This is a genomic window from Solibacillus sp. NPDC093137 (assembly GCF_050280445.1).
Lineage (GTDB): Bacteria > Bacillota > Bacilli > Bacillales_A > Planococcaceae > Solibacillus > Solibacillus isronensis_B.
This window is the reverse complement of record NZ_JBNNVH010000001.1, coordinates 854269-878471: the sequence shown is the minus strand read 5'-3', so window position 1 is coordinate 878471 and position 24203 is coordinate 854269. Positions and strand designations below refer to the sequence as shown.

Genomic DNA, 24203 nt, shown 5'->3' with positions numbered 1-24203 from the left:
CTTATGCTTCCTGCTTTTGTAGCTTACGAACATCGACAAAACGTCCGTGAATTGCAGCTGCTGCTGCCATCGCCGGTGATACAAGATGTGTGCGTGCACCTGCACCTTGACGTCCTTCAAAGTTACGGTTAGATGTAGAAGCACATCGTTCACCCGCTGGAATTACATCTTCATTCATCCCTAAGCAAGCAGAACAGCCTGATTCACGCCATTCAAAGCCAGCATCAAGGAAAATTTGATGTAGACCCTCTTCTTCTGCCTGGCGTTTTGTCGACCAAGAACCAGGAACAACAATCCCTTTAACCCCCGGTGCAAGCTTTTCACCTTTTACAATTTCAGCGGCTGCACGTAAGTCGTTAATACGGGAGTTCGTACAAGATCCGATAAATACATGTTGAATTTCAATATCTGTAATTTTTTGGCCTTCTTGTAAATCCATATACTTCAGTGCTTTGTTTAAAGCGGATCTATCAGTTTCATTGTCATAATCAGCAGCAGTAGGAACTGTTTTCGAAACGCCGACACCCATCGCTGGATTTGTACCCCATGTTACAATCGGTTCAATATCCTGAGCATCAATTTCAAGGACAACATCATATGTTGCATCCGCATCAGAAGCAAGACTTAACCAGTATTTTGCCGCTTCCTCAAATTTTTCACCTTGAGGAACATGACGGCGACCGCGTAAAAATTCAACTGTCGTATCATCCGGTGAAATCAGGCCTGCTTTTGCTCCTGCTTCAATTGACATATTACAGATTGTCATACGCTCTTCCATAGAAAGCTTGCGGATTGCTTCACCTGTATACTCTACGATATGTCCTGTACCGACACCGATTCCCCATTTTGCAATGATGGCTAAAATGATGTCTTTAGCTGTTACCCCAATACCAAGTTCACCGCTAACACGGATTTCCATTGTCGGCGGTTTTAATTGCCATAATGTTTGTGTCGAAAGTACATGCTCTACTTCCGATGTACCGATTCCGAATGCGATTGCACCGAATGCACCGTGAGTTGCTGTATGTGAATCACCGCAAACAATTGTTTTACCAGGCTGTGTAAGACCTAATTCCGGTCCAATTACGTGAACAATCCCTTGATCCGGATGACCGATATCCGCTAGTTCGATACCGAATTCTTTTGCATTTTCAGCAAGTGTCATAATTTGTTTTTTTGCGATTGGATCGTTAATCGTCGGCAGGTTTTTTGTAGGTACGTTATGATCCATTGTTGCGAACGATAGATCTGTACGACGCACTTTCCGTCCTGCCAGGCGTAGTCCTTCGAATGCTTGAGGACTTGTAACTTCATGAATTAAATGCAGGTCGATATAAAGTAAGTCCGGTTTTCCTTCTTCACGATGTACGACATGCTGTTCCCACACTTTTTCAATAATATTTTTCCCCATAGTTCTCACCGTTCCTTAACCATATATAGTGTTGATTAAAAACCAACTACTTTTCTTTTTATCTGAATTATTAGTTATATGAAATCATAATGCTGTCTGATACGAAGCTTGCATCGATTTCGTTTAGTACTTTTTCTGTCCATTCTTCTGTTGACAATGTACGTGTATGTTCCTGAGCTAAATCGGCTGTGTAGTAGCCATCTTCGAATACGGCTGCAACAGCACGCTCGATTTCTGCAGCTTCTTCTTTTAAGCCGAATGAATATTGAAGCATCATTGCTACTGAAAGAATGGTTGCTGCCGGATTCGCAACACCTTGGCCTGCGATTTCAGGAGCTGAACCATGTACAGGCTCATAAAGCCCAAAATTATCGCCGCGAATTGATGCAGAAGGTAATACACCAAGTGAACCCGTAATAACAGAAGCTTCATCACTTAAAATGTCGCCGAATAAGTTTTCTGTAACGATGACATCATATTGACCAGGGTTAGTAATCAGTTTCATAGCCACTGAGTCAACTAAGTTGTGTTCTGTTTCTACATCTGGGTACTGCTTTTTCTTTTCTTCTACAATTTCACGCCATAAACGGGATGTATCCAGTACATTTGCTTTATCTACCGAGCAAAGTTTTCCTCGGCGTAAACGTGCTAATTCGAATGCATTTTCGACAATACGTTCGATCTCTTCACGGGAATACACACATGTATCAATAGCACCTGCATCTGTTTTTTTACGTGGCTCTCCGAAGTATAGCCCTCCTGTTAATTCACGGACGATCATTAAGTCTACATTTTCCGCAACTTCACGCTTTAATGGAGAAGATGCAAGTAAACTTGGGAATGCTTTCACAGGACGTAAATTCGCAAATAAATCAAAGTGCTTGCGGATTTTTAGTAAACCTTTTTCCGGACGCAATGCTGGCGGGTTGTTATCCCATTTCGGACCACCTACTGCACCTAATAAAATGGCATCACTTGCTTCACACATCGCAATTGTCTCTTCCGGTAATGGATTATTGTACTGATCAATTGCAGCTCCGCCGATTGCCGCATAGTTTAAATGAAATGTATGGTTAAAACGTTTCCCGATTACTTGTAATACTTTTACTGCACTTGCAACAACCTCTGGACCAATGCCGTCACCTGGTAGTACTGTAATTTTCTTTTCCATTTGTAAAACACCTTTCTTTCTACGTGAAGTAACTTGATGTAGAAGCGCCACCGATTAAGATGGCGCTATTGTTAATATAAAGAGCTTAAAGTTGTATTCCTTTACGGGAACAACCTTATTATTCTGTTAAACTGTAATTGCCTGTTTATCGCGTATTTGCTGTTGGATCAATTGTCTGTTTACTGCATTTAAATACGCTTTTGCGCTTGCTTCCAACACATCTTGTGCTGAATCACGTCCTGTTGATGTATAGTCGTTATATTTCAAATTAATGACCGCTTCTCCAAGTGCATCGCGTCCTTTACCGACTGATTGTACTCGGTAGTCCAAAATATTGACTTTACCTCCAACAAGCTGTTCAAGTGTATTAAAAATGGCTTCGACTGAACCTGACCCTGTTGATGCGATTGTTTTTAACTCACCTTCAGGAGTCATAACTGATGCAGTAGCTGTTGGAATATTTTCTGTACCATATTGAACTTGAACGGATTTAAGTTCAAATAACGGAACATCTTCTATTGAAACTTGCTGCTCAGTTAAAATCGTTGTTAAATCTTCTTCTGTCACTTCTTTTTTGCGGTCCGCTAATTTTTTGAACTCAGCGAAAGCTTTGTTCAGTTTTTCATCAGACAGCTGGAAGCCCATTGTTTCAGCACGGTCACGGAATGCTGCGCGGCCTGAATGTTTTCCTAAAACTAATGGGATATCGTCTTCACCGATCAGTGCCGGTGAAATGATTTCGTATGTCTCAGGATTTTTAAGTACACCATCCTGGTGAATACCCGATTCATGTGCGAATGCATTTTTACCGACAACCGCTTTGTTCGGTTGAATGACTACATTTGTTAAACGGCTAACCATCTGTGATGTACGTTTAATTTCTTTTAAGTTCAAGCCAGTTTCAACACCGTAGAAGTCATTACGAATATGTAGAGCAACACCGATTTCTTCCAATGCGGCATTTCCTGCACGTTCACCTAGACCGTTAATCGTACATTCTACTTGGTCTGCACCATTTTCGATGGCTGCCAATGAATTTGCAACTGCCATTCCTAAATCGTCATGACAATGGGCAGAGAATTTAATTTTTTCTGCACCGATTACGTTTTCACGTAAATAACGGAATAAAGCGCCGTATTCTTCCGGTGATGCGTAACCAACTGTATCTGGAATATTAATCGTTGTTGCACCAGCTTTAATAACTTCCTGGCAAATACGAACTAAAAATTCTTTGTCTGAACGGAAACCATCTTCTGCAGAAAATTCTACAAGCGAGAATTTTTCTTTTGCATACTTTACCGCAGTAACAGCTTGCTCAATTACTTCATCTGGGTTTTTTTTAAGCTTATATTCCATATGAATCGGACTTGTTGCGATAAATGTATGAACATGTGGCTGCTCAGCATGGCGAATTGCTTCCCAAACTGCATCGATATCGCTTTTCACAGCACGTGCTAAACCTGTGACGATTGAATTCTTCACTGTTTTTGCGATTAACGATACCGCCTCCAAGTCACCTGGAGATGAGGCAGGGAATCCCGCCTCAATGATTGTGACACCTAAACGCTCTAGTTGTTTTGCGATTTCTACTTTCTCTGCTGTATTTAAATTAATACCAGCCGATTGTTCTCCGTCGCGCAATGTTGTATCAAAAATGTCAATTTTTCTCATATTATTTCACTGTTACCTTTTGTTTTCCTTGGTTGATGAATGGCATCATAGCACGTAATTTTTCGCCAACTTCTTCGATTTGGTGGTTTGCGCCAGCTTCTTTGAATTTTGTATATTCAGGACGACCATTTTCGTTTTCAGCGATCCAGCGTTTCGCAAATGTACCATCTTGGATATCAGTTAATACGTCTTTCATACGAGCTTTAACTGATGCGTCGATAATACGTGGGCCTGAAACATAATCGCCCCACTCTGCTGTATCAGAAATTGAGTAGCGCATTGTTGCCATACCACCTTCGAACATTAAGTCAACGATTAATTTAAGTTCATGTAATGTTTCAAAGTAAGCTAATTCTGGTTGGTAACCTGCTTCTACTAATGTTTCGAAACCTGCTTTAACAAGTTCAGTTGTACCACCGCAAAGTACTGCTTGCTCACCGAATAGGTCAGTAACTGTTTCTTCAGCAAATGTAGTTTCAAGTAATCCGCCACGTGCTGAACCGATTCCTTTACCGTATGCAAGAGCTAAATCACGAGCTTGACCTGTCGCATCTTGGTGGATTGCGAATAATCCTGGTACGCCAGCGCCTTCAGTGAATTGACGACGCACTAAGTGACCTGGGCCTTTTGGAGCTACTAGGAATACGTCTACATCTGCTGGTGGTTGAATTTGACCGAAGTGTACGTTGAAACCGTGTGCGAACATTAATGCTTTACCTGGTGTTAAATGTGGTGCGATTTCAGCTTCGTATACTGCTTTTTGACGCTCATCCGGAAGTAGGATTTGGATTACATCTGCTTCTGCTGCTGCTTCTGCTACTGATTTAACTTCTACGCCATCTTCTTTTGCAGCGTCATATGATTTACCTGGACGGATACCTACTACTACATCAAAACCTGATTCTTTTAAGTTAAGCGCATGAGCATGGCCTTGTGAACCATAACCGATGATCGCGATTTTTTTCCCTTGTAATACTTGCTCGTTAATTTCGTTTTCATAATACATTTTTGACATTTTCATTTCCTCCAATTAATTGAATGTTTTTTTATTTTGTAATTCGGGCTTCAGATGACATCCTCCACCCTGTTTAAAACCAATTGAGTAATGTTGTATTCCGTTGCGGTGGACGCTTTCCAGGGGCACGGCTCGAGCCTAAAGTCTCTCCCTCGTGCTTATCCCCTAGGAGTCGCCACCTCCACTACATACAACGTATCCATCTTTGACATAAAATTGGCCGTTTGCTTATTTTAAAATCGATAATTGCGGGCTTTCGATTTTTTGTGCTTCACGGATAGCTGCTGTTGCACCTGTACGTGTTAACTCTTTAATGCCATATGGACGAAGTAACTCGATAAATGCATCGATCTTTTCCGGGTGACCAACTACTTCATATGTCACGACATTTTTTGATGTATCGACAACTTGCGGACGGAATGGCTCAACGATTGCATTCATTTCCAGGCGCAAGTTTGGCGGTGAAACTACTTTAATAAGCGCCAGCTCACGAAGAACGATTGCTTTTTCAGTAATATCATTTACTTTTAATACATCAATTTGTTTCGAAAGCTGTTTGATTAATTGTTCGATTTTATTTTCATCTTCAACATGGACGATGAACGTCATTTTCGAAAAATTAGGCTGCTCCGTATGACCTACTGTAATCGATTCAATATTGAACTGACGTTTCATTAATAAGCCAGTCACTCGGTTCAATACGCCGCTTTGGTTAATTACTGTTACTGTCAGCACTCGCTTCATGGCTTCATCACTCCAATCATTTCATGTAACCCTTTACCAGGCGCAACCATTGGGAATACGCTCACAAGTTGCTTCACTCGGCAATCAATAACAACCGGTTCGTCTGAATTGATCGCTTCGTCAAAGATCGCTTCCGCTTCAGATATATTGTCAATCCGGTAGCCTTTAATGCCATATGCATCGGCAAGTTTTACGAAGTCCGGCTGGATAGGCATTAAACTTTGTGAATAACGCTCATCATAGAATGTTTCCTGCCATTGACGTACCATTCCTAAACAGCTGTTGTTAAGGATTACTACTTTTACTGGCAAGTTAAATTCTTTGAGTAATGCAAGCTCTTGATTTGTCATTTGGAAGCCTGCATCTCCTACAATCGAAATAACTTTCTTCTCAGGTTTCGCAAACTGTGCACCGATCGCTGCCGGGAAACCGAAGCCCATCGTTCCTAAACCGCCTGATGTTACCCAGTTATGCGGATTATTTAAATGATAGTATTGGGCTGCCCACATTTGATGCTGTCCAACATCCGTTGTGATAATCGCTTCTCCGTCCGTCAATTTATGAAGGATCTCAATTGCTTGCTGCGGTAATACTTCTTCTCCTGCATCTTCATACCAAAGCGGATATTTATCACGGCTATCATTTAAGTAATGGATCCATTCTGTCGTATCCGGTCCTTGGAAGTCTTTTTTCAACAGTGCAAATAGTGCTTCTTTTGCATCCGCAACAATCGGAATATCAGTTGGTACATTTTTTCCGATTTCTGCCGGATCGATATCGATATGGATGATCGTAGCGTTCGGTGCGAATGTTGCTAAATTTCCTGTTAATCGGTCATCAAAACGTGCACCGATATTAATTAATAAGTCGCATTTTGTAATCGCGTCATTTGCCGTTGCATATCCGTGCATCCCAGCCATTCCATAGAATTGTTTGTGCTGTCCGTGAATGCTGCCTAAACCAAGCAATGTATTAATAACCGGTAAATTATATTTTTCAATAAATTCTGTCAATTGTTCACGTGCATCTGCGAATAATACACCGGCACCTGCTAGCACTAAAGGTTTTTTAGCTAAACTTAATGCTTGAATTGCCTTTTGGATTTGAAGATAATTCGGTTTTGTTGTCGGTTGATAACCCGGTAAATAAATATCTTCCGGAGCTTTAATTTCATCCAGGAACACTGTTTGTGAGATATTTTTCGGGAAGTCAATGACAACCGGTCCTTTACGTCCTGTGTTGGCAATATGGAATGCCTCTTTTACGATACGAGGGATATCCGCTACGTCCTGCACCTGATAGTTATGTTTTGTGATCGGTGTTGTAATTCCCATAATGTCCGCTTCCTGGAAAGCATCTGTACCGATTACGGATGTCGCAACCTGCCCTGTAAAAATAACTAACGGAATCGAGTCAATCATCGCATCGGCAATACCTGTAACGAGGTTTGTCGCTCCCGGTCCTGATGTTGCAATTACTACACCTGGTTTATTCATAACACGTGCATATCCTTCTGCCGCATGAATCGCACCTTGTTCGTGGCGTGTCAGAATGTGACGAATCGGGTTACGGTAAAGAGCATCGTAAATTTGTAAAACTGCCCCACCCGGATAACCGAAAATAATATCAACATCTTGTTCATGCAGTGCCTGCACTAAAATATCCGCACCGTCTCTCGGTTTTGTTACTTGTTGTTCTTCGGGCTTTTCGATTTCTTGATTTACTGAAACGTTTGCACTCATAGTAATTTCTCCTTCCTTTTTCAAAACTTTATATATGAAGTCATTTTTTAAAATTTGATAAAAAGAAAAAGCCTTGTTCTCCGCACGCAAAAGAAAACCTCTTACGTAGGGATGAAAAAGACTTTTCATGGTACCACCCTCATTTATAACATCGATGAACATGTGCTTCTATAAGAAACAGTGTCCACCTAGTTACCTCGCGAACCGCCTGAGCCTCTTTATTTCAAAATTCCCATTAGGAAATTTGTGCAACTAAACAAAGAGCACGGTTCATTAATAACGAGCAATTCGAATATGCCCGGAGCTATCTAATAGCGAATGCGTTTAACAGCTCACTCCGAGGGGATGTCGGATATAGTTGTATCGCCGGCTTCCACCACTACCGGCTCTCTGGTAAATACAAGACTCTATATCCTTTAACCTCATCAACGTTTTAATATATTCAGATTATATTTTCATTACGCCGCCTTGGGAAGCATTTGTTACTAATGCAGAGTAACGTGCCAACCAGCCGCGCTTAATTTTTGGTTCAAATGGTTTTAAGTTTTGACGACGCTCTGCAAGAAGTTCGTCGGAAACTTGTAAATTAATTGTTCTGCTTGGCAAATCAATAATAATTGTATCGCCATTTTCGACTAATGCGATCGGACCGCCTTCAGCCGCTTCCGGAGAAATATGGCCGATTGAAATGCCGCGTGATGCACCTGAGAAACGGCCATCTGTAATGAGTGCGACTTTCGTTCCTAGCCCGCGCCCTTGAATCGCAGAAGTTGGTGCCAGCATTTCCGGCATACCTGGCCCGCCTTTTGGACCTTCATAGCGAATGACAACTACATGTCCTTCACGTACTACGCCGTCATCGATTGCCTGCTGTGCTTCTTCCTGTGATTCGAATACAATCGCTTCGCCTGTAAAGGTTTTAATAGAAGGATCAACCGCACCGACCTTAATTACCGAGCCTTCAGGGGCAATATTTCCGAATAATACGGAAAGTCCGCCTACAGCACTATATGGATTATCTTTTGTGCGAATGACACGATCATTCGTAATTTCATAGTCTTTCACAAGCTCTCGCATTGAAACTCCTGCGATTGTTGGTCTGTCAGGGTGAATTGCCCCTGGAATTTTTGTTAATTCATTAATAATCGCCTGAACACCGCCAGCTTTTGCAATGTCATCCATCGAAATGTCCGATGCCGGCATAATTTTTGCAATGTAAGGAACACGTTCTGCTACTTTATTAATATCTTCAATGTTGTAGTCAATTTCTGCTTCATTGGCGATTGCCAGTGTATGAAGCACTGTATTTGTAGAACCGCCCATTGCCATATCAAGAGCAAAAGCATCATCAATCGCTTCTTTTGTAACAATGTCGCGTGGTTTTACATCTTCTTTAATCATGCGTACTAAATGTTTCGCTGCTTCGTAAATCAGTTCTTTACGTTTTTCGCTTGTTGCAACGATTGTACCGTTACCCGGTAATGCTAATCCTAGCATTTCCATTAAACAGTTCATTGAGTTAGCTGTGAACATTCCCGAACAAGATCCGCATGTTGGACATGCATTGTTCTCGATATCAAGGAGCTCTTCAGCCGTCATCGTACCTGCCTTATGTGCACCGACCCCTTCAAAAACACTCGTTAATGATAATGTTTTACCTGAAGAAGAAGTACCTGCTTCCATTGGTCCTCCTGATACGAATACTGAAGGAACATTTGTACGAACAGCTGCCATTAACATACCTGGTGTAATTTTGTCACAGTTTGGTATGTAGAACACTCCGTCAAACCAGTGTGCGTTAATTACCGTTTCAGCTGAATCGGCAATAATCTCACGTGATGGTAATGAATAGCGCATCCCTATATGACCCATTGCAATTCCGTCATCGACTCCAATTGTATTGAATTCGAATGGAATTCCGCCTGCTTCAATAATGGCCTCTTTTACTACGTCCGCGAATTCTCGCAAATGGACATGGCCTGGAATAATATCAATATAAGAATTACATACACCGATAAATGGCTTTTCTAAATCTCTCGCCTTTACTTTACCTGTAGCGTATAAAAGACTACGGTGTGGAGCTCGGTCCACTCCCATTTTAATCATATCACTTCTCATTTTAAACGCCCCTCAACGTAATGCTTTTACTCTAGCTGTATTTTTATATGTTCGATTTTTCATATAAATTTCGAATATTCGAAATTTTATAATCAGAAAGTATCGAATGTTTTACACCTTGCAAGCTCACATCAAAATGTCGCTTGAGTGATGTGGTGTACTAAATTGTTGTTATCATAGTACGAAATGAACTAGAACGTCAACACTATTTTTTGAATTTTTTATACAATTCAAAAAGTCTGAATTTAATGCAATCGCTTTCATCCTTATTGATGTTGCTTTTTTACTCTTTCGTCACACTTTTTATAAAAATTGAATTTTTAAAATTTTTTGTACATAATTATTGAGTCCGAATCTTTTTCTCCATAAAAAAGAACCTAGCACCTATTCAGGCTAGATTCTATTAAGTATCGTAATCTATTAGAGTAATAATAATTCAATAGCAAAATTCAAAATGATTAAACTGTGGATTCCTACAAAAATTAACCCTTGACGGTCCAGCTTCTTCTTTATTGCCATATCCATATTAATCACCCCATTTATTTGATAACCTAACTATACATCATCAAACATTAAAAATCAAAATATTTAGAATGTTTAATTAATTGTTTTACCTACATTTTTTCATTAACCATGGCATAATAACGTTACAACTAATAAGGAGTGAAATACAGATGAAAAAAGCTTTAATTGTAATTGATTACACGTATGATTTTGTAGCGGATGATGGAAAACTGACTTGCGGTAAACCGGGACAGGCAATAGAAAATAATATTAGCACTTTAATAGAACAGTTTATTGAACAAAATGATGTTGTCGTATTCGCTAACGATTTACATGTGGAAAACGATCCATATCATCCAGAATCAAAATTATTTCCGGCCCATAATATTGTAGGAACTAAAGGTCGTGAACTTTATGGTTCAGTAAAAGATCAATATGAAACATACAAAGATCGCGTCATTTCATTTGATAAAACCCGTTATAGTGCTTTTGCAGGGACGAATTTGGATATTTTACTTCGTGAACGCAATGTGGAGGAAGTTATACTTGTTGGAGTATGTACTGATATTTGCATTTTGCATACCGCAGTGGACAGCTATAATTTAGGCTATAAAATTACGATTCCTGAACATGCCGTTGCGAGTTTTAATGAAATCGGTCATAAATGGGCACTTGGTCATTTTAAATCATGTTTAGGTGCATCAATTATATAAAATTAAATACATTACCTAATTACTATTCAATATAAAGTAATTTTACTTCCATAATTTCCGGATCTGCTTAAAAACTTCCAGCTAAAAAAATGTTTAACCTTTTGCCTGATAGGAAATAAATAACTAGATGCAATTATTATTCAATAATTTTAAACAAAGGAGTTGGAAAGTATGATGAGTTTCATTTGGTTTTTAATTATCGGAGGTATTTTAGGTTGGTTAGCGGGTGTCATTTTAGGTAAGGATGTACCTGGTGGCATTATCGGTAACATTATTGCAGGTATTGTCGGATCATGGATTGGTAGCATGATTTTAGGTAACTGGGGCTGGAAAGTTTCAGATTTCTATGTATTCCCCGCATTAATCGGTGCCATTGTTTTAATCTTTATCGTAAGCTTTATCATGCGCTCTATGCGTAAAGCGACTTAATTGGAAATCTGCATCTGGAATAATCAGCAAAAAGTGTGACATTACGTCACACTTTTTTTTATTTGTCCCCTTCAAGAGCAATTTGTTTCAACTGATTGCCGTAATCCCGGTACAGCTTATAGTAGTATAAAATGTCTTCCACATAATCATCACTATGATTATACTGAAAAATCGCTTTTTTCAATTGCCCATCATTTACACCGGCAATGGATAAAAATTTGGCTGCACTGAATACGGCATCTTCTATATCAAATGGATCTGCTATACCGTCGCCATTCGCATCTACCCCATACCCCCCATATTTTTTTATGATCGCTGGATTCGTTTTATCATGATCCGGGATGTCCCCCAGCCCTAAATCTTTGCAGGAAGGATGTTGCCAGCCGACAAATGTACAAGGCATAAACTGAAAGTGTCCTTCTGCGCCAACCGGTGAAATAAGTGTTTTCATTGTGGAAAAACGGGTTTCTACGCGGTGATGTGCTGCCAAAAGCGTCCATGGAACACCGTATTTCTGTTCGGCTGCGACGTAAACAGGGATATATTCGATTGGAATTTCCAAATCAAATTGTTCCTGAATTTGCTGGTACACTGTTTTATCAGTAAATGGCCAACCACGGAGTTGCTGCCAGCTGAAATAAGCGACAATATAAACTATTAAAGTGATGGGGATAAGCAAAATAATTAATACTATTTTAGTTTTTGGAGAGAGTAAAGGGTTCTTTTTCTTGCTTTTTGCCATATAAGCCACCAATCTTTAAAACGAAATAATGTTGTTAACTTTCATTCTACTAAAAAAGCAGGTAATTTTCACTGTTGAAAATTAGAATATCAATGTATAAAATTAAACTTTGTTTAAAAAAGATAAAAGGAGTTTTATATTATGTGGAAAGATTTTAAAGAATTTGCGATGAAGGGCAATGTTATCGATTTAGCGGTTGCAGTTGTTATTGGTGCAGCATTCGGTAAAATTGTTACATCATTGGTTGAAAATATTATTATGCCACTTGTCGGTATGCTTACAGGCGGAATTGATCTGACAAACGAATGGAAGTTTGGACCAGGTGAAGCACAAGTTGCGCTAGGCGTATTCGTTCAATCGATTATCGATTTCATTATTATCGCATTTGCTATTTTTATGGCTTTACGATTACTGACGAAACTGAACCGTAAAAAAGAAGCACAAGTTGCCGAAGAACCGACACCGGAACTGGATGCTAAAGAAGAACTGCTGAAAGAAATCCGTGATTTATTAAAAAAAGAGCAATCTAAATAAAAATATCTAATCCTAGTTTACAAATCAAATGTATTCTAGGATTTTTTATATTTTAATTCAATTAATCCCCTATTCTACTTAATACTCGTTTCTCCTATTGTCCCTTTGATCTGTTCATGATAAATTGATGTAATACTCGATTCATTCGAAATGTTTAGTAAATTCATGTAAGGAAGTGTATTCATGTCACAACGTTCAATTGAAACAAAATTAGTACAGCTCGGAAATTTAAGTGATGCCAAAACAGGTGCGATCAACCCGCCGATCTATATGTCGACAGCATATCAGCATACGGGCATTGGTGAATCGACAGGCTATGATTATACACGTACAAAAAATCCAACTCGTACAATCCTTGAACAAGGAATCGCAGAGCTGGAAAACGGCGATGCTGGATTTGCCTGCAGTTCCGGAATGGCGGCAGTACAACTTGTCATGTCATTATTTAAACCTAACGATGAATTAATCGTTCCGGAAGATTTATATGGCGGAACATATCGTCTATTCAAAACATTTGCGGAAAACTATAATATTAAACCGGTTTATAATCCGTTTACTAATGTTGAAGAAGTTGAAAGGTTAATCAATGAAAATACGAAAGCATTGTTTATCGAAACTCCGACAAATCCGTTAATGCAGGAAATCGACCTTGTGGAATATGCGGCTTTGGCGGAAAAACACAACTTATTGCTAATTGTTGACAATACATTCTATACTCCTTATTTCCAGCGTCCTCTTGAATTAGGTGCACATATTGTTTTACATAGTGCAACAAAATATATTGGCGGACATAATGATGTATTGGCAGGTCTAGTCGTAGCAAAGGGTGCTGAATTATGTGAAAAGTTAGCATTCTACCATAACGGGATTGGTATGGTGCTTTCGCCGATGGATTCATGGTTGCTCATTCGCGGACTGAAAACATTGCATTTACGTTTAAAACAGCATGATGCGAATGCAAAAAAAGTGGCGAAATACTTAGCCGATGAACCTCTCGTGACAGATGTACTGTATACAGGAAAAGGCGGTATGCTGTCTTTCCGTGTCAAAGATTCGTCAATGGTCAACCCGTTTTTAAAAGGTATCAAACTGATCACATTTGCAGAAAGTCTTGGCGGCGTTGAGAGCTTTATTACTTATCCTGCTACTCAAACACATGCCGATATGCCATATGATGAACGTGTTGCACGAGGTGTTTGTGACCGATTACTCCGATTCTCGGTAGGTATTGAAGAAGCAGAAGATTTAATCGCTGACTTAAAGCAAGTTTTCGATTCGTTACGAGGTGAATTTGCATGACAAACCGCATTGAAACAGCATTAGTTCATGGGGCGATCCGTGAAGGCTATGCCGATAAAAAAGGTGCTGTGAACGTACCAATGTATTTATCATCGACTTTCCATCAGGAATCGATCGATGAATTTGGTGAATATGATTATGCTCGTTCGGGAAACCCGACACGTGCCGCATTGGAAAAAGCGATTGCCGAACTTGAAGGCGGTAATCGAGGTTTTGCATTTGCAACTGGTATGGCAGCTGTATCAGCTTGCTTTATGATTTTATCTGCAGGCGACCATATTGTCATTACCGAAGATGTTTACGGTGGTACGTACCGTTTCGTTACAAAAGTATTGCCGCGCTACGGGATTACCCATACATTTGTGGACTTTACAGATACTGAAGCAGTAAAAGCAGCTGTACGTCCTGAAACGAAATTAATTTATATGGAAACACCTTCGAATCCTACATTAGGCATCACGGATATTCGTGAAGTAGTTGAAATTGCAAAACAACACGGTGCACTCACGTTTTTAGATAATACGTTCATGACACCGCTACATCAAAAACCGCTCGAATTAGGTGTCGATGTTGTGATTCATTCCGCAACGAAGTTTTTATCAGGACATTCCGATATAGTAGCGGGCCTTGTAGTAACAAAAGATGAAGCGCTGGGCAATGAAATATATTTCGTTCAAAATTCATTCGGTTCTGTACTAGGTGTGCAGGATTGCTACACATTAATTCAAAATATGAAGACGACGGCTGTACGTTTTAACGAGGAATCACGTGTTGCAATGCGCATCGCACAATTTTTACATGCACATCCGTTAGTGGAAAAAGTCTATTATCCTGGACTCCCTACTCACCCGGGGTTTGAAATTCATGCAGCACAGGCAACTTCAGCGGGTGCGGTCTTATCGTTTAGTTTACCGAATTATGAGATTGCAAAAGCTTTTGTCGAAGCGATGAAAATTCCGGTATTTGCGGTTAGTCTTGGTGGTGTTGAATCAATTTTATCGTACCCTGCCAAAATGAGTCATGCAGCGATGGAGCCCGAAGAACGTGCAAAACGCGGAATTACTGATGGTTTGCTGCGCTTTTCAGTCGGATTGGAAAATGAAGATGATCTGATAGAAGATTTTACACAGGCATTGGAAATCGCCAGTAAAATTAAATAGTTTGAAGGCCGACATAATTTCCTGATACGGATTTTGTCGGCCTTTTGTTATGTGCTTATTCACTTATTACCGATAATAAATTGATTTCAAAGCCTCCTTCACATGATTTAAAATTATAATCAGTTAAAGAACCTGTAACATCTTTACTTAATTTATCACATGTATAATTTTCAATATTTTTACTTCCAAAATTATCTTCTCGATTATCGACTTCGATTTTATATTGCCCTTCTTGAAAATCAACTTTCCAGTAAATTGGTGCCCCCTCAATCGTATAGCGCGTCATCTCCAATGATGTTTGTTTGTTTTCGTCGGTAGCTTTTAAAAACTGATGGAATAACTCCAAATTTTCCACCTGACCATGTTGATCAATTACACGATTCTTCCCCATTATGTTTTGTTGAAGCAAATCTTTAAAAGGTTTTCCGAATTTCCCTTTTAATTTACCAAACCCCTCTGATTTAAAATTGCTCATTATAGTCATCGAGTTGTCTTCTTCAAACCAGATTTGATATTCGTTAATACGTTCGGGCATGTTTTGTTCAACTTCAATAAATAGACTTAAAAGAAGATCTTCATGCGTTGCCATTTTAGCTTCAGTATTCGGCTGCCAATCTACTTTCGATAAATAACTACTGATTTCTTCCAGTTCTTTTGGATCGTGTATTATTATTTCTTCGGCAGCTGAGTTTTTAACGTTAATGACGGCCCATTCAAGCGTTTCTGATAGCTGCCCATTATCATTACATCCGACTAATAGAAGCAGCAAGCCAAATGCGAGTAATCCCTTCAATAAATCCCCACCTCTAACTGATTATTTTTTATACAGAACAATTTTTGAATTCTATTATTAATAGACGTATAAAAAGGTAAATAGTTACAATAAATATTTATTTCGAATTCGAGATATTTTCCTTGTCGTCGAATTAGTTGAGTAGTAAAGTAATAGGAAACAAATTTCTTGATTAATTGCCTTTTTGAAATGTTGTTCAATGAAGATACAGCACTGTAAATAATTATTGGAGGAATGAACATGTATACAATTCCAGGACATCATCATATTTCGATGATTACAAAAAATGCACAGCAAAACAACAAATTTTACCGAGATATTTTAGGATTACGCCGTGTTAAAGTGACGGTCAATCAGGATGACACATCAATGTACCACCTTTTTTATGGTGATAAAACAGGCAGTCCGGGTACAGAGCTTTCGTTTTTCGAGATTCCGTTAGTTGGACGCACTCACAGAGGCACAAATGCCATTACAAAAATCTGTTTGATTGTACCAAGCGTCGATAGCCTTCAGTATTGGGCAAAACGTCTGGATGAATTTGGCGTTAAACATGAAGACATTACAACATTTACAGGTCGCCCTGCCCTCCTTTTTGAAGATGAAGAAGGTTTACGTTTGGCACTTATAGCTGCACCAAATACGAAAGCAGGACATTGGGAAACGTATGAAAAATCCCCTGTTCCGGTTCAACATCAAATTCAAGGGATGGGAACTGTTGAAATAACCGTGAAGAATAAAGGAAAACTGGTTCGAACATTAACAGAAATTTTTGGTTTTGAATTGAAAACGCAAGATGAAACAACTGCCCTGCTCCAATCAATCGGTGATGAAATGTTTGGGGAGATATACATTATCGAACAGGAAGGACCTTCGGAAAAACCTGGTCGCGGCAGTATTCACCATTTGGCCATCCGTGTGAAAAATGATGAAGAACTGTCGTATTGGGATGAGCAAGTAAAAGCTCGAGGTTTTATGTCCTCGGGTATTGTCGACCGCTTTTATTTTAAAAGCTTATATTTCCGTGAATCGAATGGAATCTTATTCGAAATTGCGACGGATGGACCAGGATTTTTACGCGACGGCGATGTGACATCGCTCGGTGAACAATTGGATTTACCGGATTTTTTGGAACAACAGCGTGAAGAAATTACAGCAAAATTGAAGCCTATTTTATAAGGGGGCAATAATCATGGAACAATATCGAATCAATGAAAAAAGTGGGATGGAGTTTGGACTATATACGTTAGGTGACCACATTCCAAACCCTTTAACAGGGTCACGCATCCCTGCGCAGCAGCGCATTCAGGAAATCATCGAAGCGAGCCAATTAGCGGAACAGGCAGGAATTGATGTATTTGCAGTCGGTGAAAGTCATCAGCAATATTTCACTACACAGGCTCATTCAGTCGTACTCGGTGCAATTGCACAGGCAACGAAAAGCATTAAACTGACAAGCTCTGCGACCGTGTTAAGCGTAGCGGATCCAGTCCGTGTTTACGAGGATTTTGCGACAATCGATCTAATTTCGAATGGCCGTGCAGAAATCGTTGCAGGTCGCGGTTCACGGGTCGGCGCACATGAACTGTTCGGGGTCAGTCTACGTGACTACGAGGAAATTTTTGAGGAAAAACTCGCTCTGTTAAAACAGTTAAATGACAATTCGGTTGTAAACTATAACGGAAAATTTCGTCCGACTTTAAAGGATGCACATATTTTACCTCAGCCTTTAAATGGTTCGATTCCGATTTGGAGAGCTGTTGGCGGTCCTCCCGGCAGTGCGATAAAAGCCGGCTATATGGGCATTCCCATGATGCTGACTACTTTAGGCGGACCTTCGATAAACTTTAAAGCTTCTGTTGATGCATACCGCGAAGCAGCAGATCGCAGTGGTTTTGATGCAGCATCTTTACCGATTGCAACGACGAGTCTGTTTTATGTTGCGGAAACGGAAAAAGAGGCGGTCGATGGGATGCACCCGCATTTAAGCAGCGGTTTCCAGGCGATTCGCGGTCAAGGCTATCCGCGCTGGCAAGTGGAACAGGCACCGCAAGTGGAAGATGCACTCATGGTCGGCAGTCCGAACCAAATAATCGAAAAGATACTGTACCAATACGAATTGTTCGGCATGCAACGCTTCATGGCCCAAATCGATTTTGGCGGTGTACCGTTTGACAAAGTAATGAAAAATATCGAACTGATCGGTAACGAAATCATCCCAGCGATTAAAAAATATACGGCGAAATAACATAAAACCCATCCATTTTCTTTGAATTAAATGGATGGGTTTTTGCGATAATACCTATACAGAATCAGCATTCATCCGGTTCAACAAAAAAACCGTGAAGTATGAATTCCTTCACGGGATAGAATTGGTTGTTATCCATACTTTTGGTATTAATTCGATTTTAAAAAGTCTGGATCCATATAGGCCGGATTCGGGTATTTGTAGAAACCTTCGCCTGTTGAAACGCCCATTTTACCATGATCAATCATCTCGCGTTTAATTTTTTCTGCCACTAGTTTTGCTGCTGGATCATGTTCTGCGCGCATTAAGTTTAAATTATACGGTGTCTCCATCCCTACGATGTCGTATATTGCAAATGGCCCGCGTGGTGATCCTGTTGAAACCATCCAGTTTTTATCGATTGTATGCGGATCTGCGATATCTTTTACCCAAAGCTCCATTGCCGCAGATAAAAATGGTACTAATAATGAATTAAGAATATAGCCAGGCTGCTCTTTTTTCAGCACAAAAGGAATCATGCCGATATTACGTGCAAAATCTGCCACTTGTTCAACATACTGCATATCTGTTCCAGGATGTCCCATTACTTCCGCCGTATTGTTTTGCCAAATAGAGTTCGCAAAGTGTAATGCCAGGAACTTTTCCGGGCGGCCCGTAAACTCGGCAAATTGACTTGGTAATAATGTTGAGGAATTGGAAGCAAAAACTGTTTTTTCAGGTGCCACTTTTCCAAGGTTTTCATAGAAATTCTGTTTGATTTCTATACGTTCCGGCACTGCTTCAATAACGATATCTGCATCTTTTGTTGCTTCTGTTAAATCAGTGTAAAACTGAAGACTGCCAGACGCTTTTTCAGCACGGTCAACGTCTTGAAAATATTCGCCATATGTTGTTTTTAATGTGGCCATTCGCTGTTTTGCCTTAGTAATTGCCTCTTCATTAATATCATAAACATTTACTTCAAATCCGAAAAATGCGGATTGGAATGCAATTTGACTACCTAAAACACCGCTCCCTGCAATTGTTACCTTTTTATACTTCATAGGAACCTCTCCTTTTAAAATAAACTCAATCCACAGAGAGTATTCCCGGTTTTGCCGTAAATGAAAAGCAGTTACTTCATAAATTGACAATGAGTTAGAGTTATTCATTCAATAAAAAACCCCCGCGAAGGAAATGACACTTCGCGAGGTTCATTTTATACAGTTACTTTACTTTTAGGTGCAACACTTTCCCACACCTTTTCGATGCGTTCTTTTGCTGCTTCCTCTATTGTAAAGCCATTGTCAGATTTCGTTACTTGTGAATCAACGATATAAATCGGACTAGAAATTGTAGTCGCCCCTAAAATCGAAAGGACCGGCTTCAATGAATATTCCAGTGCCAATAAGTGTGCGATTGACCCGCCGATTGCAACTGGTACGACAATTTTGTTTTCCAGCCCTTTTTGCGGCAGTAAATCGATGAATGTTTTCAAAATGCCAGTATAGGAACCTTTATAGATCGGTGTAAGGAAAAATACGATATCGGCCTCTCCTACTTTGACAATTTCTTCAGCAATCGCTTCACTCGCATAGTTTGCAGTAATTAAGTCTTCTGCAGGCAACTGATGAACCTGAATTGTTTCATGAGAAATGCCCTGCTGCTCAAGCAATGATTCAATTGATTGCTGAACGCCTGTTAATCGGGATGTCACACTGTTTCCCCCATTAATTAAAATCGCTTTTGTCATGATTCACTCCTCCTAAATATTTTGTAAAGTATAACGGGATGGGACTTGTTTTAACCCTAAATTTTCACGTAGTGTCTTACCTTCATATTCTGTACGGAATACCCCGCGCTTTTGAAGCTCCGGAATAACTAAATCAATAAAATCGGTAAAACCGCCCGGGAAATACGGAGGCATTAAGTTGAAGCCATCCGCAGCTTCCTGATCTACCCACTCTATTAACTGATCAGCTATTTCACTTGGTGAACCGAAAATAATGCGATGACCACGTGAACCGGCGATACGTAAATACAGCTCACGAATCGTCAGATTTTCACGTTCCGCCAGTTCGATAATCAGCTGCTGACGGCTACGGTTACCGTTTGTCGGAGGAATATCTTTTGGCAATGGGCCATCCAGGTCATGTTGTGACAGATCAACACCTAAATAGTCTGCTAAAAAGTCCAGGCCAATTTCCGGTGTAATTAACTGTTGCAGTTCCTCATATTTGGCATAGGCCTTTTCTTTCGTTTCCGCCACGTAAATCGATACGCCCGGCATGATTTTAATATCATCACGGTCACGGCCTGCAGCAACTGCCTTGTCTTTCAGTTTTTTATAAAATTGTTGTGCGTCTTCAAGGGTCTGCTGTGCTGTAAAGATAACATCCGCTTGTTGTGCAGCAAGTGTCGTACCGGCTTCCGATGATCCTGCCTGCACTAAAACCGGTCTTCCTTGAGGCGGACGCGATGAATTTAACGGACCGCGTACAGCGTAATATTCACCTTTATGGTTTAACGTGTGCAGCTTCCCTTTTGTAATATATTCACCCGTCTGTTTGTTGCGTGCCAATGCATCATCTTCATAAGAATCCCATAATCCTTTAACTACTTCGACAAATTCTTCTGCCCGTTCATAGCGTAGAGAATGATCCAGATGCTGATCCTTATTAAAGTTGCTCGCTTCTGCTGAATAGTAACTTGTTACAATATTCCATGCAGCACGCCCGCCGCTTAAATGGTCAAGCGATGAAAACTTACGTGCGATATGGAATGGCTCATTGTATGTTGTTGAAGCAGTAGCTGTTAAACCGATATTTTTAGTCACTGTTGATAAGACACTTAGTAATGTAAGTGGTTCAAAGCGAACTTGTTCTGCCGGGTGTGAAAGCTCGTTAAAAGATAAACCATCACTTAAGAACAGCATATCCAATTTCCCTTGCTCCGCTTTTACAGCAACTTCTTTAAAAAACTCGACATTTTCGCTTGCGTCAGCCTGTGCATCCGGATGACGCCATGAAGCGATATGATGCCCTGTACCCATTAAAAAGACGCCTAATTTCATTTGTTTTTTCGTCATTTACGTACCTCCTAAACTAACTGTTCTTCGCGTTTAGCCAATATTTCATGAACGAGTGGAATGACCTTTTCGCCAATCTCTTCAATTACTTCCAAGTGCGGGAAACCGCGTAACAACACTTTGTCGAAGCCTAAATCAACGAACTCCACGATGCGCTCCGCTACCTGCTGTGGCGTACCGACAAGCGCAATCGAGTTGCCGGATAACACTTGTGTTAACCCTGCCCAAATATTCGGTGCGATCACGAAATTATTGTCTTTTGACTCAAGCATCAACTGATGAAGGCGACTCACACCTACTGCTCCGTTGCTTACTGTATTAGCATGTTTTGCTTCCAATACTTCCGGGTCCACTTGGCTAATAATTTTGTTAGCATTTTCAAACGCAGCTTTTTCTGTTTCACCCAATACAACCTGGAATGAAACACTGTATGAAAGATCGCGATTTTTTTCTTTTGCCAGTTTAACTACCGTTTCCAGCTCTTCTTTTGTCGTTTCCAATGTTTCGCCCCAAAGCATGTAGACGTCAGCCACATCTGTTGCGACATCTTTTGCAATCGGTGATGAACCACCGAAGAAAATCGGAGGTGCATTTTTAACAGGCAATGGTAAGTTCGCTCCTTTTAATGTGTAGAACTCGCCATTATAATCAAACGTTTCCCCGTTAAACAGGCGTTTTAAAATTTCAATATACTCACGTGTACGCTTGTAACGATCAGTATGTGATAAGAAGTCCCCGTCATTTTCTAGTTCCTTTGGCGCTCCGCCTGTTACGACATTGACAAATACACGGTTATTCGTCCAGTAGTTGACTGATGAATACTGTTTTGCCAGTTGTGTAGGCGCAGTAGACCCTGGTCGAACAGCAATCAGGTAATTCAATGTCTTCGTATGTGCAGTCAAATGCGATGCGGCAACCAATGAATCTACACAGCTTCCGCCAATCGGTAACAATAATGTCGAGAAGCCTGCTTTTTCAGCAGCCTGTGCCACTTTTGTAATATAATCTACAGATGGTTCACGATCCGAATCAACACCGACACCTGACCATGTTTGTGCACCTTTATTTGACGTTTGGTTTCCTACATATTCACTATCGCCTGAAGTTGGCGCCATCGTAATAAACTCTACTTTTGTCATTTTAATTCCCCCTTATTTTGTAACCGGTGCACTTGCTACTACTTCATCAGCCGGTAATTCGTTTGATTGTTGAATTGTGCCTGATTTCAACTGTTCTGCAACCTGTGCAAATAATTGATTTGCCGGAATGTTAATAAACGAAATTTGCTCTTCCTGTGCTTTTTTGTAAGATAATTCGCAGAAAGTTTCAGGCGGTGCAACAAAAGTTGTCGCCCCCAGTTCAATTGCTTTACGTAATGTTGCGCCACGACGTCCTTCTGTTAAATCAAGTGCCGGATTACGCAAATCTTCTACAGTATGGTCCTGCTGAATAATACGTAAAATTGTTCCTTCCACAATCGGTGTTACTTTACCTTCATCATTTACTACAACTGCAATCGCCATGTTAAAATCCCCCTGTTATTTTGTTATTTGAGCAACTTCGGCAGCTTTCTGTAAGCTTTGTGCCAAGTCGTTTTTAATATCTTCAATGTCTTCCAAACCAATTGATAAACGGATCAAACCCGGTGTTACACCACTTGCCAATTGCTGTTCCGGTGATAGTCGTGAGTGCGATGTACTTGCCGGATGGATGACAAGTGACTTCGAGTCGCCAACATTTGCAACATGTGAAAGTAGCTGAACATTATTAATAAATGCCTTCGCTGCTTCTAGTCCGCCTTTGATACCAAAGCTGAATATTGATCCCGCCCCTTTTGGTAAATACTTCTCTACTAAATTGTTTGGATCATTTCCAGGTAGTGTCGGATAATTTACCCATTCCACTAAATCATGCTCTGCTAAATATTCAGCAACTGCCTGTGCGTTTACAACATGCTGACGAACGCGCACTGCCAGTGATTCAAGACCTTGAATAAAAAGCCATGCATTGAATGGTGATAATGTGGCGCCTAGATCATGCCCCAGCTCAAAACGTGCCTTCGTAATGAATGCTTTTTCTCCAGCAGCTTCAACAAATGAACGATTGCCAATTAATTCATTCGGTTCCACGAAGCTTGTGAATCGAGGCGCTTTCCATTCAAATTTACCGCCATCAATTATCGCACCGCCTAATGATGTTCCGTGACCGCCGATAAATTTCGTTGTAGAATGTACAACGATATCTGCTCCAAATTCAATCGGTTTTGATAAGTAAGGTGTCGCAAATGTATTATCAACAATAAGCGGGACATCATGGCGATGGGCTACTTGTGCCAATCCTTCAATATCTGCAATTTGCAAACTCGGATTGCCAATTGTTTCAGTGAATACGGCGCGTGTTTTATCATTGATTGCTGCTTCAACTTCCTGTAAGTCAGATCCTTCGACAAAGCGTACCGTTACACCGAAGCGAGGCAAAGTCTTAGAAAACAATGTATACGTGCCGCCATAAAGGGCGTTCGTTGCTACAATTTCATCGCCTGCCTGTGCGACAGTCAGTACAGCAATTAAGATTGCCGCCTGTCCGGAAGCGACCGCAAATCCTCCGACACCGCCCTCCAATGCAGCAAGACGCTCTTCAAATACAGCATTTGTCGGGTTGGCATTTCGCGAATATAAATAGCCGCTTTCCTGTAATTTAAACAAGTTTGCCGCATGTTCCGTGTCATCAAATACATACGAAGTTGTCTGATACAGCGGAACTGCACGCGAGCGTGTTACCGGGTCAACTGTCTGACCTGTATGGAGAGCGATTGTTTCCTGATTAAAAAATGTCATATGAA

At 40.4% G+C, this 24203-nt stretch carries 22 protein-coding genes; 7 read left to right on the top strand and 15 right to left on the bottom strand.

Annotation, left to right across the window (positions count from 1 at the left end):
* Position 1 precedes the first annotated feature (1 nt).
* The 7 genes from leuC to ilvD all read right to left on the bottom strand — a co-directional run bounded on the left by leuC (position 2) and on the right by ilvD (position 9872).
* Entirely contained in the window at positions 2 to 1411 is a 1410-nt protein-coding gene (leuC, locus tag ACQKN3_RS04575; protein ID WP_427709725.1) for a 3-isopropylmalate dehydratase large subunit, read from the bottom strand.
* 70 nt (positions 1412 to 1481) lie between these two features.
* Positions 1482 to 2582 (bottom strand): 3-isopropylmalate dehydrogenase, encoded by a 1101-nt coding sequence (gene leuB / locus ACQKN3_RS04570; RefSeq protein ID WP_251687735.1) that lies wholly within the window; start codon positions 2580 to 2582, stop codon positions 1482 to 1484.
* Between the two features lie 126 nt (positions 2583 to 2708).
* A complete protein-coding gene (locus ACQKN3_RS04565; RefSeq protein WP_251687733.1) occupies positions 2709 to 4253 on the bottom strand; it encodes a 2-isopropylmalate synthase in 1545 nt (514 codons plus the stop codon).
* A gap of 1 nt (position 4254) precedes the next feature.
* Positions 4255 to 5268, bottom strand: a complete 1014-nt coding sequence (gene ilvC / locus ACQKN3_RS04560) for a ketol-acid reductoisomerase (RefSeq protein ID WP_079526917.1) — start codon at positions 5266 to 5268, stop codon at positions 4255 to 4257.
* A gap of 228 nt (positions 5269 to 5496) precedes the next feature.
* Positions 5497 to 6012 (bottom strand): acetolactate synthase small subunit, encoded by a 516-nt coding sequence (gene ilvN, locus ACQKN3_RS04555; RefSeq protein ID WP_008403681.1) that lies wholly within the window; start codon positions 6010 to 6012, stop codon positions 5497 to 5499.
* Complete coding sequence (gene ilvB / locus ACQKN3_RS04550; protein ID WP_251687731.1) at positions 6009 to 7754, bottom strand: biosynthetic-type acetolactate synthase large subunit; 1746 nt, start codon at positions 7752 to 7754, stop codon at positions 6009 to 6011. The genes ilvN and ilvB overlap by 4 nt, the downstream gene beginning before the upstream one ends.
* A 447-nt stretch (positions 7755 to 8201) precedes the next feature.
* A complete protein-coding gene (gene ilvD, locus ACQKN3_RS04545; RefSeq protein ID WP_251687729.1) occupies positions 8202 to 9872 on the bottom strand; it encodes a dihydroxy-acid dehydratase in 1671 nt (556 codons plus the stop codon).
* Positions 9873 to 10546: 674 nt separating this feature from the next.
* On the opposite strand from ilvD, the gene ACQKN3_RS04540 reads away from it, so the two are divergent.
* A complete protein-coding gene (locus ACQKN3_RS04540) occupies positions 10547 to 11089 on the top strand; it encodes a cysteine hydrolase family protein (protein ID WP_427709720.1) in 543 nt (180 codons plus the stop codon).
* A gap of 171 nt (positions 11090 to 11260) precedes the next feature.
* Complete coding sequence (locus ACQKN3_RS04535; RefSeq protein ID WP_251687726.1) at positions 11261 to 11518, top strand: GlsB/YeaQ/YmgE family stress response membrane protein; 258 nt, start codon at positions 11261 to 11263, stop codon at positions 11516 to 11518.
* 58 nt (positions 11519 to 11576) lie between these two features.
* Here ACQKN3_RS04535 and ACQKN3_RS04530 read toward each other — a convergent pair whose 3' ends face one another.
* On the bottom strand, positions 11577 to 12260 hold the full coding sequence (locus ACQKN3_RS04530) for a lytic transglycosylase domain-containing protein (protein ID WP_427709718.1): 684 nt from the start codon (positions 12258 to 12260) through the stop codon (positions 11577 to 11579).
* Between the two features lie 141 nt (positions 12261 to 12401).
* Here ACQKN3_RS04530 and mscL point away from each other — a divergent pair, with 141 nt between their 5' ends.
* The 3 genes from mscL to metC all read left to right on the top strand — a co-directional run bounded on the left by mscL (position 12402) and on the right by metC (position 15253).
* Positions 12402 to 12794, top strand: coding sequence for a large conductance mechanosensitive channel protein MscL (mscL, locus tag ACQKN3_RS04525; RefSeq protein WP_427709716.1), 393 nt, complete (start codon positions 12402 to 12404; stop codon positions 12792 to 12794).
* 183 nt (positions 12795 to 12977) lie between these two features.
* Positions 12978 to 14093: a methionine biosynthesis PLP-dependent protein gene (locus tag ACQKN3_RS04520; protein WP_251687719.1), complete on the top strand. Its 1116-nt coding sequence runs from the start codon at positions 12978 to 12980 to the stop codon at positions 14091 to 14093.
* On the top strand, positions 14090 to 15253 hold the full coding sequence (gene metC, locus ACQKN3_RS04515; RefSeq protein ID WP_251687717.1) for a cystathionine beta-lyase: 1164 nt from the start codon (positions 14090 to 14092) through the stop codon (positions 15251 to 15253). The genes ACQKN3_RS04520 and metC overlap by 4 nt, the downstream gene beginning before the upstream one ends.
* Positions 15254 to 15308: 55 nt before the next feature.
* Here metC and ACQKN3_RS04510 read toward each other — a convergent pair whose 3' ends face one another.
* Positions 15309 to 16046 carry a DUF4362 domain-containing protein gene (locus ACQKN3_RS04510; RefSeq protein WP_427709713.1) on the bottom strand — a complete coding sequence of 246 codons (738 nt, stop codon included), beginning with the start codon at positions 16044 to 16046 and terminating at the stop codon, positions 15309 to 15311.
* A gap of 240 nt (positions 16047 to 16286) precedes the next feature.
* On the opposite strand from ACQKN3_RS04510, the gene ACQKN3_RS04505 reads away from it, so the two are divergent.
* Positions 16287 to 17225: a ring-cleaving dioxygenase gene (locus tag ACQKN3_RS04505; RefSeq protein WP_251687713.1), complete on the top strand. Its 939-nt coding sequence runs from the start codon at positions 16287 to 16289 to the stop codon at positions 17223 to 17225.
* Positions 17226 to 17238: 13 nt separating this feature from the next.
* Positions 17239 to 18294, top strand: a complete 1056-nt coding sequence (locus tag ACQKN3_RS04500) for an LLM class flavin-dependent oxidoreductase (protein ID WP_427709711.1) — start codon at positions 17239 to 17241, stop codon at positions 18292 to 18294.
* Between the two features lie 149 nt (positions 18295 to 18443).
* Here the strand turns inward: ACQKN3_RS04500 and ACQKN3_RS04495 are convergent, their stop codons facing one another.
* The 6 genes from ACQKN3_RS04495 to ACQKN3_RS04470 all read right to left on the bottom strand — a co-directional run bounded on the left by ACQKN3_RS04495 (position 18444) and on the right by ACQKN3_RS04470 (position 24198).
* Positions 18444 to 19358 (bottom strand): 3-hydroxyacyl-CoA dehydrogenase, encoded by a 915-nt coding sequence (locus tag ACQKN3_RS04495; RefSeq protein ID WP_427711587.1) that lies wholly within the window; start codon positions 19356 to 19358, stop codon positions 18444 to 18446.
* Positions 19359 to 19492: 134 nt separating this feature from the next.
* The gene (ssuE, locus tag ACQKN3_RS04490; protein ID WP_427709709.1) at positions 19493 to 20026 is read right to left on the bottom strand and encodes an NADPH-dependent FMN reductase; all 534 of its coding nucleotides are present in this window, start codon (positions 20024 to 20026) and stop codon (positions 19493 to 19495) included.
* A gap of 12 nt (positions 20027 to 20038) precedes the next feature.
* A complete protein-coding gene (locus tag ACQKN3_RS04485) occupies positions 20039 to 21361 on the bottom strand; it encodes an LLM class flavin-dependent oxidoreductase (RefSeq protein WP_251687704.1) in 1323 nt (440 codons plus the stop codon).
* Positions 21362 to 21372: 11 nt separating this feature from the next.
* Positions 21373 to 22500, bottom strand: coding sequence for an LLM class flavin-dependent oxidoreductase (locus ACQKN3_RS04480; RefSeq protein ID WP_427709707.1), 1128 nt, complete (start codon positions 22498 to 22500; stop codon positions 21373 to 21375).
* Between the two features lie 12 nt (positions 22501 to 22512).
* Positions 22513 to 22884, bottom strand: a complete 372-nt coding sequence (locus tag ACQKN3_RS04475; protein ID WP_427709705.1) for a chemotaxis protein CheY — start codon at positions 22882 to 22884, stop codon at positions 22513 to 22515.
* 15 nt (positions 22885 to 22899) lie between these two features.
* On the bottom strand, positions 22900 to 24198 hold the full coding sequence (locus ACQKN3_RS04470; protein WP_251687698.1) for an O-acetylhomoserine aminocarboxypropyltransferase/cysteine synthase family protein: 1299 nt from the start codon (positions 24196 to 24198) through the stop codon (positions 22900 to 22902).
* Positions 24199 to 24203: the final 5 nt, after the last annotated feature.

Bases quoted from the DNA above. Each gene is read 5' to 3' on its own strand.
- leuC (WP_427709725.1), bottom strand. From the start codon at position 1,411: ATGGGGAAAAATATTATTGAAAAAGTGTGGGAACAGCATGTCGTACAT.
- leuB (WP_251687735.1), bottom strand. From the start codon at position 2,582: ATGGAAAAGAAAATTACAGTACTACCAGGTGACGGCATTGGTCCAGAG.
- ACQKN3_RS04565 (WP_251687733.1), bottom strand. From the start codon at position 4,253: ATGAGAAAAATTGACATTTTTGATACAACATTGCGCGACGGAGAACAA.
- ilvC (WP_079526917.1), bottom strand. From the start codon at position 5,268: ATGTCAAAAATGTATTATGAAAACGAAATTAACGAGCAAGTATTACAA.
- ilvN (WP_008403681.1), bottom strand. From the start codon at position 6,012: ATGAAGCGAGTGCTGACAGTAACAGTAATTAACCAAAGCGGCGTATTG.
- ilvB (WP_251687731.1), bottom strand. From the start codon at position 7,754: ATGAGTGCAAACGTTTCAGTAAATCAAGAAATCGAAAAGCCCGAAGAA.
- ilvD (WP_251687729.1), bottom strand. From the start codon at position 9,872: ATGAGAAGTGATATGATTAAAATGGGAGTGGACCGAGCTCCACACCGT.
- ACQKN3_RS04540 (WP_427709720.1), top strand. From the start codon at position 10,547: ATGAAAAAAGCTTTAATTGTAATTGATTACACGTATGATTTTGTAGCG.
- ACQKN3_RS04535 (WP_251687726.1), top strand. From the start codon at position 11,261: ATGATGAGTTTCATTTGGTTTTTAATTATCGGAGGTATTTTAGGTTGG.
- ACQKN3_RS04530 (WP_427709718.1), bottom strand. From the start codon at position 12,260: ATGGCAAAAAGCAAGAAAAAGAACCCTTTACTCTCTCCAAAAACTAAA.
- mscL (WP_427709716.1), top strand. From the start codon at position 12,402: ATGTGGAAAGATTTTAAAGAATTTGCGATGAAGGGCAATGTTATCGAT.
- ACQKN3_RS04520 (WP_251687719.1), top strand. From the start codon at position 12,978: ATGTCACAACGTTCAATTGAAACAAAATTAGTACAGCTCGGAAATTTA.
- metC (WP_251687717.1), top strand. From the start codon at position 14,090: ATGACAAACCGCATTGAAACAGCATTAGTTCATGGGGCGATCCGTGAA.
- ACQKN3_RS04505 (WP_251687713.1), top strand. From the start codon at position 16,287: ATGTATACAATTCCAGGACATCATCATATTTCGATGATTACAAAAAAT.
- ACQKN3_RS04500 (WP_427709711.1), top strand. From the start codon at position 17,239: ATGGAACAATATCGAATCAATGAAAAAAGTGGGATGGAGTTTGGACTA.
- ssuE (WP_427709709.1), bottom strand. From the start codon at position 20,026: ATGACAAAAGCGATTTTAATTAATGGGGGAAACAGTGTGACATCCCGA.
- ACQKN3_RS04485 (WP_251687704.1), bottom strand. From the start codon at position 21,361: ATGACGAAAAAACAAATGAAATTAGGCGTCTTTTTAATGGGTACAGGG.
- ACQKN3_RS04480 (WP_427709707.1), bottom strand. From the start codon at position 22,500: ATGACAAAAGTAGAGTTTATTACGATGGCGCCAACTTCAGGCGATAGT.
- ACQKN3_RS04475 (WP_427709705.1), bottom strand. From the start codon at position 22,884: ATGGCGATTGCAGTTGTAGTAAATGATGAAGGTAAAGTAACACCGATT.
- ACQKN3_RS04470 (WP_251687698.1), bottom strand. From the start codon at position 24,198: ATGACATTTTTTAATCAGGAAACAATCGCTCTCCATACAGGTCAGACA.